Below are 14,576 nucleotides of genomic sequence, written 5' to 3'. Positions count from 1 at the left end.
ATCAACAATACTAAAACCTGACATGCAATAATAACTGAACTTAGTTAAGGTATTAAGTAGTTCACAATGATAAAAATGCTATTAAAAAGTACGTTGGCTCAATTAAATATCGGCGCTTGTTAACAGAGGCTTATTTATATCATGAGCTTTTATATGGCGAAATTATTACTAATAAATAAGAGTCCATATTAAGAATACATTAGTTATATATTTTGAGGTTGATTAAAAAATTCTAAAAAAAGTTGCTTGATTAACGAAATGAATAGGAAGGAATTGGATATGCGCTTAAATTCTGCCATACAAAAAATACACGAACGTACGCCAAAATTAGCAAAAGCCATGTCGCTTGCGACAGCAACTGGGGTCATCGCTGCCAATAGCTTTGGCGGTAGCATTCCGTTATGGCTAATGGGGGTTGGTAAAATCATCACCGGCGCTCCTATCGCCGATAAGACAGTGATTAAAATCGCTGAACACTGGATTAGTAGCAACAATGCGCTCATCGACAATATGTTGCCGCGTAAAGACTGGCGCATTCATTTGCCAGATGATGTCCATATGGACGGTAAGTACCTGCTGGTCAGTAACCATCAATCTTGGGTGGATACCAGCATCGTGCAATATATCAGTGAAAAACGCTTGCCGCTAACCCGCTTTTTTACCAAGTTTGAGCTGATTTATATTCCTATCGTTGGGCAGGCGTTTTACTTTTTAGACTTCCCAATGATGCGCCGCCACTCTAAAGAAGCGGTTGCTAAAAACCCTGCCCTTCAAGGTAAAGATATCGAAGAAGCAAAGCGTGCTTGTGCGTTATTAAAGGACAAGCCCTTTACCTTATTGAACTACTTAGAGGGCACGCGCTTTACCCAAGAAAAGCACGATAAACAACATTCACCCTATACCCATCTATTAAAACCACGCGCCGGTGGTTTGTCGCTGGCTATTAACGCCTTGGGCGCTGACATGGATGGTATCTTAGATATGACCATCGTTTATCCTGACGGCGTACCAACCTATGGCGATTTGTGGAAAGGTAATATCAAACGCTTAGGCGTCGATGTCCGCCATATCAAGATACCTGACGAGCTGTTTGCGGGTATTCAAAACGGTGGTTACGAAAACGATGACGCAGTCAAAGCACAGATGTTTGATTGGGTCGAGCACATTTGGCGTCAAAAGGATCAACGCATTACTGAGATGCTTGCTGAATTTGATGACACGGCGGTTGATAAAACGCATTAGGATTAGAATAAAATGTAATATATTTATTATTTAAATCCGTTGCTACTGTCAGCGGATTTTTTCTATAAAAAGATAATGGCTAAAATACCAAATTATAATGGTTGATGGCTTGTTTTTTGGCATGATTCATTGATAATGTGAATAACCATTAAAACTCGTTACTTATTTGGTAGTGATTGGCATAAAGCGACTCACTACTGATGCCATTTACCACTTAATAAGGTATGACTGTGTCCGCCTCTTCTACTAGCAGCGCCCCTATAGAATCAACGTCCGCGCGCAATCAGTCCTCAGACTTATCGAATAGTCCACCACCAAGACCGAATCGTCCCAAGCCCAATCGCTTGAAGCTGACCTATGATATCGTGATGATTATCGCCATCAGTATTGATTTATTATTAATCGGTATTGACGCTATTTTGATGAGTGGTTTTAGTCGTGATGCGGCGCAGTGGTTGACCCTGAGTGAGGCATTAAACTGGTATCAAAGCCATGTCCATGATTCGTTACGGACAGCTGGTGGCTTCTTTACCTTATTTTTGATTGTAGAGCTGCTATTACGCTGGGCGATTGCTATTAAAGAAAAGGTTTATTACCGCTGGTTCTTTTTCCCTTTTGTCCACTGGTATGAAGTGTTAGGCTGTTTCCCGCAGCTGCGCGCGCTGCGTTTATTTCGCGCGGTGATTATCGGACGCCGATTATATCAATTGGGTTATCAAGTATTGCCGCAGCCGTGGATTAACCGCATTAACTTTTATATCGATTTACTTTTAGAAGAGCTGTCTGACCGCGTCATCTTAACGACCATTCAGACCTTTCGGCAGCAGCTCACCGACCCTAAAATACATAAATCGTTTATTGAGTCGACCATCGCGCGCAATCGCAACGAGATTGAGGCGGCGGTGCTATCGCTGCTACGTAAAGAGCTGGCGCCAAAACTGCAAGCACTGACCGAATCATCAGGTGGTGGCACCATTATCGCCACTGAGATGGGCAATGCGATTAAAGAGGGGTTGGCCAATACACCTGAGCTACGCCGCTATCTGCGCATGATACCTATTGCTGGTAGCTTAATTGAGTCTCAGCTTCAACATGTCGGGCATAATATCGGTGAGAACGTAGTATATGCGCTTAATGAGCGCCTGCTTGACGCCGAACGTCTCGATGATTTGATGGTCGCTATTGCCAGCGGCGTCGCTCAAATCGATACCAATAACAGTGCCCTTGATACATTAATCTCAAGTATTATTGCCGACAGTTTGGATGAGTTTGAGGCACAAATAAAAGTGCAGCAGTGGAAGCATCAGGACATGCTTAGGTTGTAGCATTTTTAGTCAGAGCGGGCTTAGCAAAAACAGGATTATCAAGAACGAACTACCAAGAACTGACTTAATAAGAACTGGCTTTTAATCACTATAGTTTTATATAGCCATACTTTGATAATAAAAACGGCACCGTGAACACCGCAATACGACCATTTTTGAGGATTTATATTATGACGATTTCAGACAATGACCAGCATGCCCTCGCCTCAGCCAACGCGCCGGCGTTAGCTTTTTATGGCAAGATGCTGACCTTTTCACGGGTGCAGTTTAGCACCGATGATTTTACAGCGATTGCCAGCCAACTTGAAACCACACTGAGCAATAAGAACAGCAATATTCCGGTATTGATTGACAGTGAGGTCGAGCAAGATTTAGCGGCGTTGGTCGAGCTGCTTTGGTCTTGGGGTTTGCAACCTATCGGCGTGGTCACAGGTTTGCTTGATGCGCAAGCTCGCGAGCTACGCTTGGCGATATTCCCCGCTGATGGTAAACGTATCGAGCGTATTTTACCGAGTAAAAAAGCCACTACTCAGTTGAGCCAAGTAGCGGCTACTGTGCCCAACAACAGTGCTGACGCTACAATCACCACTGCTGATAATACGGGTTCAACAGTAGACAACCAAGCGATTGCCGCAAGCGCGATACCTGAAGTAGCCGAAACTACCTTGACTGCTGAAACACTTATCAGCGCTGAGCAAATTACTAGCCTCATCTATGATCAAATGCTACGCTCAGGACAAAGCCTCAACCATGTTGGCGGCGATTTGATTTTAACCAACAGTGTCAATAGCGGCGCCGAAGCCATTACCGACAATAACTTACACGTTTATGGCCGCGCCCAAGGTCGCTTAGTCGCAGGGGCAACAGGCGACAAAGATGCGCGTATTTTCTGCCAAGTATTTAACCCTTCATTAGTCTCCGTTGCCGGTACGTATTGCTTACGCGACAACCTACCCGAGCATGTGATTGATAAATCGGTTGAAGTACGTTATTTAGAAGGTCAAGGCTTGGTCTTTACTGTCATGGACGACGCTTAAGTTAGCTATGACACTAAGATTATCCAAAGACCTGATTTGCATTTATATTACGACATTCATATCAGCTTAGAAAATGGATAATAAAGACTAAATTGGCGGCTCAATAGCATGATTAATATTGTAGTAAGTTTACTTAACAAAACTGCGCTATGATGGATTTTTAGCTCTGCCACTATTTACGCTAAACTATATGTACAGGCTTTGAGCGCAGATACTAGAGCGTTTTTTAGCTGTCTAATCTGTTTGCTTATAGCAAGCATAAATGTGATATATCGGCTGTTTTTGTGCTTTAATATAGACTTGCTATAAGTTTTTGTATATTTATGCTAGGCTTACGCTCGCAGATAGCACATATACGCTAGGTGAATGCCAAGCAAGTGTGCTACTTTATATCTATACTGTTTTGTATAATAAATATCCCATCAATTCATAGGAGTGTGCCATTGTGGCGAAGATTGTTGTAATCACTTCGGGTAAAGGCGGTGTGGGCAAAACCACAACCAGTGCTTCTTTTGCCGCCGGTTTAGCATTACGTGGCTATAAGACAGTTGTTATCGATTTTGATGTAGGCTTACGTAATCTAGACTTGATTATGGGCTGCGAAAATCGAATTGTTTATGACTTTGTCGATGTTATCAATGGTAATGCACGCCTATCCCAAGCGCTGGTGAAAGACAAGCAATTGGAGAATTTATATATCCTACCTGCCAGTCAGACACGTGATAAAGATGCGTTAACGGACGAAGGTGTAGCAGAAGTCATGGACGAATTGTCTAAGCAGTTTGACTATATCATCTGTGACTCGCCCGCTGGTATCGAACGCGGTGCGCAGCTTGCGATGTATCATGCTGATGAAGCCATCATCGTTACCAACCCTGAAATCTCTTCTGTACGTGACTCGGACCGTATCATTGGTATCTTGCAAAGCCAAACTAAGAAAGTGGCGGAAAACCAAGGGACGGTACGTGAGCATCTTATCATCACACGCTACAATGCAGACCGCGCCGCCGCTAACGAGATGATGGATATCGATACCATCTCTAACGATATTCTAAAAGTGCCGTTACTTGGCGTGGTTCCTGAGAGCCATTCAGTACTTGAAGCCTCTAACCACGGTGAGCCAGTGATTCATTATACCGACTCTGTTGCTGGTCAATGTTATGACGATATCGTTGCCCGGTTCTTAGGGGAAGAGCGCCCATTACGTCATATTGATGTGAAGAAAAAGAGTCTATTACAGCGCTGGTTTGGGGGTTAATAATGAGTAAGAAAAAAGGATTTTGGAGTAGTCTATTCGGCACCGATGACAGCAGTAATGCTGGTAGTGCCAATATGGCCACTGAGCGTCTAAAGGTTATCGTTGCAAGCGAAAATCGTTTAAACAACCGTTTGACCGCTGACCGTATTGAAAAAATGAAACGTGAAATACTAGAAGTGGTTAATAAATACGTCAACGGCGTTCAGATTGATGATGTCAATATCAATCATCGTTCTGAAGATAGCTTAGATGTGCTAGAAATGAATATCAGCTTACCTGAGCATAAAAAGTAGAGTTGTTTACTTTATTGCTCCATAAAAAAGCCCTAAGTATCATACTTAGGGCTTTTTTTATGCTTACTTTTTATCTACCAGCCTTTATTTTATACGGGCTATCAGATTGTCTTTTTTGATAAATTGATGGTATAAAGCGGCGCCAATATGAATCAAGGTAAAGGCGATAATCATTGGCCATAAAATATCTGTATGCCAGTCATTAAAAAGTCGGGCCAAGCCTCTATCTGGTGTGACAAAGACAGGGATTTGAAATAAGCCAAAAATATCAACGGCTCTACCGCCATAGACTGACATCAGCAGCCCTGCTGTTGGCATAGCGATCAATAAAGCGTACAAGAAAAAGTGTGACAATTGTGAGAGGAGCATCTGCCATTTTGGCATAGCAACTGCAGGCGGTGCTTTGGTAAATATACGATTGATCACGCGGGCAATCATCCAAAACAATAAACTGATCCCAAACGCCTTATGCAATCCGATATAGACCTTACTATCCAAATTGCCATATAAAAATATCATGACCCAAGTGACCAGCAATAAGATGGCACTAATCCAGTGAAAGATTCGACTAGCAACCGACCACTTTGTCAGGTTTGAATTGATGGTATTCATAGCTTACTTTATCACCCCTATTGTTCATTAGCGCTCAATGATGCTCATTCATACTAACTGGCGCTGACTGATACACCGATATTGGCAAACAGCGATTGGCTGATAAAGACACGTGGTAAACACTCTCAAGGCTAATGACAAAGATTTTTATGAGAAGCCTAACCGTAAGCAAACTAGGAGTCTAAATCAACCAATTGGTGTGCTATTTTATCTAAATCTGCTACCAAGTACAGCGTATTATCAATCATCACGGTTTGAAAGAGGTAGGATAGCACATCATCTTCTTGTACGCGTTCATCAACATCATCGATTTTGTCGTCTGTCTTAATAAAATACTCAGGAAGGTCGATATCTTTGACATCAGAGATACGCGCCTGTAGTTGGCGTAGCTCGCCTGCCGTTTGAAGTGCGATGCGATGGGCGGAGGTATTACCCTCTAAGACAATCATTTTCTCTGGTTTTTGATGGCGTGGCAATAGATGGAAGACCGCGACTGCTTGCTGTTGCCACTCATAACTATCGGTATGTTCGCTACATTCCTCAACGCTCAAAATCAAACTGCTAGGAATAATCCAATCCGGTTGGTTAACTGCTGGGACAACCGTCACGTCGAGCATACCATTGTTAGTGGTCAGTAAGCTCACCGCCTCAAACGAATGCTTTAGAATCTGTTTCATAAGTCGCTCACAATAAATGAATCTAAAGGGGCGCTCACCGCCCTTTCAGTAATATACTCAGTAAGTTTTTCTGCTAATGCTGTAGGACTGCCGACAAACTGACAATAGCCTGAATCAATAATCGCTTGTGGCTGACTAGGACAGGCACTTAAGCTTGGCTCTTGCGCCCACAATTGACTGTCATTGTCTTGGATTAAATCTAAATACTGCGCACCATCGTTACCCATCCCTGAAAAGATAATATTGATAAGCTCACTGCCATAGACATCACTGGTATTTTTAAGAATTTGCCCGATAGCAGGTTTATAATCGCCTTCCCAAGCCTGGTCTAACAAGATGATGCGACCGGTTGAATCACAGACAATTTGTTTATCAATAGGCACTATAAGACATTGCCCAGTGCGCAAACGCTGCGTTGAGGTAATCAGCTGACAGCGCCACTCATTATGACGATTCAATATACGCGGTAAGGTACTAATCATGGTTTGGTTAAAGTGATGCGCCAATAAAATACTTACAGGCAGTAAAGGCGATAAGTGGTCTAGAAACTCTTTGACAGCGCTAGGGCCACCCATTGAAGCCCCTAAAAACACCACATAACGCCAGTCGTTGGCCTCATTTTTATAGGCAGTGTTTTTATCAGTAGCATTATCGACTAGCATCGGCAAAGCCAACATATGGGCAAGCTTACGCTTTAGTTTACGCTGCCACTTAGCATACTGCTGTGCTTCATTAAGATACGGTGCTTGACTGAACCCTACCAACACAGCGGCAGCTTGAGAGGCTGCCGTTGCTGTCGCCATATGATGGTCATAATCACCGTCGATTAACCAAATATCGATAGAGCCTTCATAGCTCTCAAACTTGTCTTGCAATTGCGCCCGCGATACGCAGTCAACCAGCTGTAAACCACAGCTACGTACCGTATCAGAAAAAGCCATACGCTGATGATGGTCCTCTGCAACCACCAATACCTTGATATCACTTTTATGTTTGTCTTTTAGCGCCAAGGCACGTAAGTTATCCTTCATTGACTAGGCTAGCCTCTTTACCCAATAGGGTTTCAATCTTACTAAGAAGCTGATTTTCTTGGAAAGGTTTGCCCATATAGTCATTAACCCCAATCTCAAGGGCACGCTCGCGATGTTTTTCGCCCGTACGCGAGGTAATCATAATAATCGGCAGATGTTGCAGACGTCTATTATGGCGGACTTGCGTCGCGACTTCAAAACCATCCATGCGCGGCATCTCGATATCGAGTAGCATCAAGTCAGGTGTCGTTTCTTGTAGAATCTCAAGCGCATCGATACCATCTTTGGCAAGCACCACAGTGAAGCCTTGGCGCTCTAAGAAACGTGAGGTGACTTTTCGTACTGTAACGGAGTCATCGACCACCAAGATAGTCGCTTTAGACTCTGTCGTGCTGCGCATGCTCACAGCAGGTTTTGCGACTTCTTTCACCAAGGTGACATTACGCATCAAGGCAATCAAATCAAGGATGAGCATGACTGAGCCATCACCCATAATAGTCGCTGCTGAAATACCTGATAAATTCGAGAACTGTTGTCCCAAAGGTTTTACCACAACCTCAATACGCGAGCCTGCGATTTGGTCTACCTGTAGCGCCATATTCTGCCCACTACGGTTTTTGATAATGATAAGTGGCACGCTAGTATTGGTATTGACGACCAACTCATTTAACTTATTACCAGATAAAATCTCATTTAAATAACGGACGCGATAATCGGTATCTTCAAAGTTAAGCGTCGCCGCACCTGATTGATAATAGTCGTATATTTTTTCTGGATTGATACGCACCACCCGCTCAATCTGCACCAGTGGTATCGCATAATAGCGGTCTGCTGCGCGCACTACCAAGGCATCAGAAACAGCAACGGTAAGCGGCACACGCATGGTAAATCGAGAACCTTTACCAAGCTCTGAGACGACTGATACTGCGCCGCCTAACTGACGAATCTCACTGATCACGACGTCCATGCCGACACCGCGCCCTGATATCTGTGTCACCTGCTTACTGGTACTTAAACCGGCATTAAAGATGTACTGCATAATATCAAGGTCGCTTAGGGTGCTGTCATCTGCATCAATCAGACCTTGCGAGATAGCTTTATTGCGTACTGCTTCTACATCAATCCCACGACCGTCATCGGTTAACTGAATGACAATTTCACTGCCTTCACGCAATACTTCTAAAGTGATTTGCCCACTACGCTCTTTACCCGCTTTTAGGCGTGTAGCAACGTTCTCAATCCCGTGATCGACGGCGTTACGTAACATGTGCTCAAGTGGCGAGGTAATGCGTTCTAGAATGGTTCTATCCATTTCATCATCAGCATTGATAATCTTGAGCTCAACCGACTTATTAAGCTCATTGGCTGTCTGACGTACGATACGCTCAAGCCTTGGCGTTAGACGGGTAAACGGCACCATACGCGAGTTCATCAAGCCATCTTGGAGCTCGGTTTGCGTTCGTGATAGTTGTAGCAATAGACTTTCACTATCACGGGTTTTTTCTAATAAGGTGTTATTAATATCGACCAAATCCGACGCCGACTCTGTCAAAGATTTTGACAGCTGATTCAATGAAGAATACTGATCCATCTCTAGCGGGTCAAAACCTTCATGATTGACCAATTCATCATCGATTTGCGATAAAATCTGCGCCTCAAGCTCAATCTCCATCCGGCGTAACTGATCTGCTAAGCGCTGTACGGTAGTGCCCATCTCTTCAATACTATTGGTCAAGCTACTCATGCCCATATCGATACGCGCACGGTTAATCGCCGACTCGCCCGATAGGTTAATCATATGCTCAATCAGACCACCTGAGATACGAATCATCTCGTTATTATTGGTGTTTTGCTCTTGCTCAGCAGTATTGGCCACCATCAGCGGCATCTCACTAATATCCTTTTGGATATAGGTCGATTCTTGCTTTTGTTTCGCTAAAAGAATGGCGTCACGCTGCGGCTGCAATGACTCTTTCGGTATCTGCTTTAAGCTATCTGGGTTTTTACTAAATTGCTGTAATGCCTCAATCAATAAATCAGGGGTTGGCGGATTCACCTGTTGCGACAGAACAAATACGGCATCTGCAAGCCAATCATGACAGGTAACTAATAGCTCTAAGACTTTTTTGGTAGCAGGACGGCGACGATCGACAAAATCTGTATATACCGATTCCATTTCATGCGCAAGGTCAGCAATACCACTAGCGGTCACCATACGCGCGCCACCTTTGAGGGTATGCAAGTCGCGTTGTAGTGCCTGCAATGCCACCGTATCATTTGCATCACTTAAGAATGATTGCAGATATTCGTTACGGTTGGTCAGGGCTTCTGCTTCTTCCAAAAATACTTCTAAAATATCAGGGTCAGGTAAGCCATTTGCCCATGATTGCTTGATAATTCTATCTAAACTTAAGCTATCTGCTGCTTGTTCTATACGATGAATATATTCATCTGCCAGTACTTGCGACTCGGTATCAATATGGTTTTTCGGCATCGGTACAATAAGTTGAACGACATCTGGCAATGCCTTCGCTTTTTCAAACTGTTGTAACTGCTCAATCAACTCAGGTGCAAAAAACGATTGCTGATAGCGGACAATGTGCGCCACTTGTAATGACAACGTATCTTGCACGACCTGCATAATCTCAAGCCACTGTGCGGTTGGCATTCGTCTTTCTTCTACAAACGCCTCGTAGATACTCTCCGCTTCATGAGTCAAGTCACCAATACTACGGATACCTGCCATGCGCGCGCCACCTTTGATGGTATGCAGATGACGTTGTAAGACTTTTAAAGTATTGATATTACTAATGTCGGCGCGCCATTTACTAAAGCTGTCATTGAGCGCGTCATCAAGCTCTTGCGCCTCTTCTAAGAAGATTTCTAATAGCTCGATATCGGTATCGATGGTTTCAAGCTCTAGCTCAGGCGCGGCGATACTATGCACCGAAGCATCAGCATAAACCTCTGCAGCAATATTAATGTTGGCTTCAGTTTCAGTTTCAATTGCAGCGTTGATTTCGGCATCATCAGCGACCATTTCGTCATTACTGTCATGGCGTTGAGAAATACTTTGTAGCTGCTGAAGAACTTGCTCATCAATTTTTAATGAGCTGCTACCTGCCAAGGCATCAAATAAACCGATCAATTGCGCATGTCCGGCCAGTAAAATGGCTTGAATATCAGTATCAATCGACTGTTCAGGATGATGGCTTAAATAAGCATAAGCCTTGCCCAACTCATTAAGGATGGCAGTAAACTTTGGAAACTCTTGGGCTTTATCACTTAAGTATTTTATTTGTGCCATTTGCTGCGCTATATAAGCTTGGACTTGCGCACTTTCTGGATGAGTCAAAGCGGCTTCTAGCTGCCATTCAGCATCGAGCAATTCATTGATATTATCATCCAACAATTGGTTTATCGTTGGCTTGTTATCAGCGGTGCTCTCGTTATCTTTAATGGCATACTGCTCACCAAGCATCGCTTGCAAAGAGGCAATATCTTGCTGGCTTTGCGTCTCTTCTAACGACACATCCTGCTGCTGAACGTTTTGCTTATAGTTGTCCAAATAGCCATTAATAAGGGTCGCAGACTGGGCGAGCGCCTTTAAATGCTGCGCACTCATCGGCGTATCCTGCTGCTGTAGCAGCTCTAAACTCTGCTCTATGGTCGCACTAACCTCGCTAATTGCTGTCAAAGCACTAGATCCAGAAGCAGCCCTTAAGGTATGGAATGCCCGTACAATCTCATCGCTTACCGCCACATAAGGCTCGTCTTGATGGCGACGAACAAAGTCATTAACGCTCTCTAATAACTCTTCTGCTTCTTCAATAAAAATGTCAAAAAAGGCTTGTTCTTCTTCACTTTGAGGGGTCAAAACGATGGGCGCTTCTGCCATTTTTTCATTCACAGAATTAATCGTTTGCAACATGCTGTCGATATGATTGCTATTGTCAGCATTGCTCTCATCGTCAAAACCATTCTGAGCACTTTGATTTGTACTTGGTGCAGAAGACGGTGCAGGAGTGCCTAATAACTGTTGGTATAGCGCAGGGTAGCTAAATTCATTACCTAGCTGTTTACTATAGGCCTGAGCACAAGCCACCCATAAGGGCATGATAGCAGGGTAGTCTTGGCTATCGTTCTCAAAGATGGTTAATAACTCAGGATACACGCTCAGCACATCACCAATCAGCTGCTGTATGTCCGTAGAAGCCGTAATGCTATTATCTAAAATACGGTTGAGCATATTTTCTATCGACCACGCCAACTCAGCACTAGTGTTAGCACCAACCATACGTCCCGACCCTTTTAAGGTATGGAAACCGCGACGAATATCAGTCAGCTGGGTTAAGTCATCTGGAGCAAGCTGCCACTGCTCATATAAAGGCACGATTTCATCCAAGACCTCATTGGCCTCTTCTAAAAAAATCTCTTTAATATCAGGATCAGCATCGTCAGCATCCATCGGTAACGGCTGGGCTGCTGACATAAATGGTTGCAGTGCCGCAGGGATTTCTAATTCTATCAATGATGCAGAGATATCTTTTTCCTCTGCCAACGAGTAATTAACGTGCTCAGTTGTTCCTAGAGTATCGGCATGCTCAATGTCTAAGCTGGTCTCGTCTGACAATAGAGTTTCTTCTAAAGGGTTATATTCCTCAATATCAGCGATAGAAGATATGACTTCAGATGTTTCTAGCCCTGTATTGATAGGTTGCTGGCTCATTAGGTTATTGCTTTGCACAATAGTAATAGCAGGATCAAAGCTTGGTAATTGCTGTGCTTCAAAGTCACTCAACATCGCTGGTAGGCGCTGGGTCGTTTCTGTCACTAATGCGACGACTTCATCGGTCACCGGCAGTGTTTTTTCCAACAGACGATTGAGTAGGTTTTCAATTGACCATGCCATCTCACTGATGCTAAAAGCACCAACCATACGCCCTGAACCTTTTAAGGTATGGAAACCTCGTCGCACTTCCGTTAACGGGGTTAAATCCTGTGCGTCTTGCTGCCATATCGGTAAAAAATCTTCTAAATCAGCAATAACCTCTGCAACCTCTTCGATAAAGATGTCACGAATATCTTCATCGATATCAAAGTTATCAGGCTTGATTTGGCTACGGGCGCTTAATAAAGCGGCACTTTCTGCTTCATAAGTGTTATTAAGATTATTAGCGTTATCACTATTATCACTGGCCAAATCGCTCTCTAAAACTGAGTCGATAATGTCGTCATTATTAATAGGCGCAATTTCACCACTGTCGTCGTAGCGCAGTACATTACTCGACGCTAATTTTTGCGTTAAAAAAGTATCTTTTACTGTTTCAGGTGCATCGATATAGCCAGTAAGCAACGTTGAGGCTTTATCAATATAGACATTTGCTTGTTCTAATAATGCTTGATTAAAAACTTGCTGCGCCAGATAATCGAGTAATAATTCAATCGATGTTAAACCTTCTGCCACTGCTTCAGTAACATCCCAGCTGAGTACATTAATCTCATGGGTGCTTAATTGATCAAATATAGCAGCTATTTTATCCGTCGCGTGACGGATTGATGGCAAGCCCATACTATCAAAGGCTTCACTAATTTTAGTAAAATCTGCTGAGTCTGATAATAGTTCGGTATTTTGGCGCTGAATATAGTCATTAAAGCCTTGCTTGACGTCTTCGACAGCAATACGCAACTCACGCAGCTCTATATCATTTGCATTAATTTGGCGGTTATTTTCTGTTTGTAAGCCATCAACACTATTAACGCTATTAAAACCATCAAAATCGTCATTCGTAACGACTGCAGGTTTAGAGGTAAACGACGCAGCGTTTCCTATTTTGCTAGCAATGACTTGTTCGGTATTGTAGACAGCATCGTATAATTCTTGCAGCTGGCGCTCAATTTGCGTATGTTCTTGGGTCAATTCTGCTTCTGCAGATAAACCACGCTCTATATCAGCTAGGATTGCGGCAGTCTGTGCAGCAAAAAACGTCCAACCGCGACTCTCAAGTTGGTTGTTTATGTGTTGTAAAGGTTTTAATAGTGTGTGAGGTTTATCAAGATTAAAGATAAGACTTTCAATTTGACTGAGTATGCGCGGTAAAAAACGTGATTCTACATCCGGCTGCGACACGTTATGCAATATAGATTGAGCGTTTTCACTATGATTGACAAGGTTACTTAACTCAATATAAATACTGGTTATTAAGTTATTAATGATATCCGTCGATATCTCGTTTTGCTGCGCGCAGGACTCTATTAGCGCATCTAACTGGCTTAATAACGCGGCATAATGTTTAGGTTTTGGGCTTTCATTGTCTGCTAGGTCATGTAGCCAAGTTTCAGTCAGATACCAAAGACGCTGTAAGTCTGCATCCGCTGCAGTTTGCCATAAATATTGACTGACCTTTTCTAAAACCGTCAGTATAGAGGGGGTGTTGGCATTAGCTGTTAGTAATGCTTGTACTTGCTGACGCCAAACCAATAACAATTGCTGATATTGCTCACGGTCTAAATTTGCCGCTGTCGTAACATCAGGTACTGTAATATCAAGGTATTCAATATCCATCATGCTAGCAGAATGCTCAGCTTCAGAGGCTAAGAAGGCATCTGCAAGATGGTCGGTCACGACACCGTAATGCGCTAAGACTTGTGTCAGCTCAGCCGAGGTTTTATTCAGCAAAGCAGCATGGTAGCTACCCGTGCGTGCGTAGTGTCCAAGCTCACGCATAAGTAATCGATGAGCCATCTGACCAACACGGCTTTTATCCGTACCAAATGCTACTTCAGCAGCTGTTTCTGACTCTGTTTCAGAAGCAGTTCCAGAATTTATTGCAATGTCATCTCCAAGAGTATCTTCTAGGTCAACGACATTACCTATTCCTGCTAACAAACTTAGCTTAGTCGCCAAACTTGCCAATGCAGGCAAGTTGAGCATGGTTAAGGCACCACTAACTTGATGATAGCTCTGTGACATTTGCTCATAATCAGCGCTTTTTTCACCTAATTGCCAGCCATCAGCTACCTGTGATAATTGCTGATTAAATAGTGGTAATAACCACTCAAACGTCACCATGTCATTGGGCTGGTTTTTCATAGATTTAT

At 43.4% G+C, this 14,576-nt stretch carries 9 protein-coding genes; 5 read left to right on the top strand and 4 right to left on the bottom strand.

The window, feature by feature from the left end; translation table 11 throughout:
- Positions 1–279: 279 nt before the first annotated feature.
- The 5 genes from B3Q63_RS03880 (at position 280) to minE (ending at position 5,155) form a co-directional block, all read left to right on the top strand.
- Positions 280–1,242, top strand: coding sequence for an acyltransferase (locus B3Q63_RS03880; protein ID WP_296174008.1), 963 nt, complete (start codon positions 280–282; stop codon positions 1,240–1,242).
- A gap of 230 nt (positions 1,243–1,472) precedes the next feature.
- Complete coding sequence (locus tag B3Q63_RS03875; RefSeq protein ID WP_414706302.1) at positions 1,473–2,567, top strand: hypothetical protein; 1,095 nt, start codon at positions 1,473–1,475, stop codon at positions 2,565–2,567.
- Between the two features lie 170 nt (positions 2,568–2,737).
- On the top strand, positions 2,738–3,604 hold the full coding sequence (minC, locus tag B3Q63_RS03870) for a septum site-determining protein MinC (RefSeq protein ID WP_201619206.1): 867 nt from the start codon (positions 2,738–2,740) through the stop codon (positions 3,602–3,604).
- Between the two features lie 445 nt (positions 3,605–4,049).
- Positions 4,050–4,862 carry a septum site-determining protein MinD gene (gene minD, locus B3Q63_RS03865; RefSeq protein ID WP_183620258.1) on the top strand — a complete coding sequence of 271 codons (813 nt, stop codon included), beginning with the start codon at positions 4,050–4,052 and terminating at the stop codon, positions 4,860–4,862.
- Positions 4,863–4,864: 2 nt separating this feature from the next.
- The gene (minE, locus tag B3Q63_RS03860; protein ID WP_183620257.1) at positions 4,865–5,155 is read left to right on the top strand and encodes a cell division topological specificity factor MinE; all 291 of its coding nucleotides are present in this window, start codon (positions 4,865–4,867) and stop codon (positions 5,153–5,155) included.
- A gap of 84 nt (positions 5,156–5,239) precedes the next feature.
- Here the strand turns inward: minE and B3Q63_RS03855 are convergent, their stop codons facing one another.
- From B3Q63_RS03855 to B3Q63_RS03840, 4 genes are all read right to left on the bottom strand, one after another.
- Positions 5,240–5,767: a cytochrome b gene (locus B3Q63_RS03855; protein WP_201619207.1), complete on the bottom strand. Its 528-nt coding sequence runs from the start codon at positions 5,765–5,767 to the stop codon at positions 5,240–5,242.
- Between the two features lie 173 nt (positions 5,768–5,940).
- Positions 5,941–6,444, bottom strand: a complete 504-nt coding sequence (locus tag B3Q63_RS03850) for a hypothetical protein (protein WP_201624637.1) — start codon at positions 6,442–6,444, stop codon at positions 5,941–5,943.
- A complete protein-coding gene (locus B3Q63_RS03845) occupies positions 6,441–7,475 on the bottom strand; it encodes a chemotaxis protein CheB (RefSeq protein ID WP_296173998.1) in 1,035 nt (344 codons plus the stop codon). Before B3Q63_RS03845 ends, B3Q63_RS03850 begins: the two co-directional genes overlap by 4 nt.
- Entirely contained in the window at positions 7,465–14,568 is a 7,104-nt protein-coding gene (locus tag B3Q63_RS03840) for an Hpt domain-containing protein (protein ID WP_296173996.1), read from the bottom strand. The genes B3Q63_RS03845 and B3Q63_RS03840 overlap by 11 nt, the downstream gene beginning before the upstream one ends.
- Between the last annotated feature and the right edge of the window lie 8 nt (positions 14,569–14,576).

It is taken from the genome of Psychrobacter sp. UBA2769, from assembly GCF_002352555.1.
In the GTDB taxonomy this organism is placed as follows: Bacteria; Pseudomonadota; Gammaproteobacteria; order Pseudomonadales; family Moraxellaceae; genus Psychrobacter; species Psychrobacter maritimus.
Note: the sequence above shows the minus strand (reverse complement) of the source record. Positions and strands in the feature narration are given on the sequence as shown.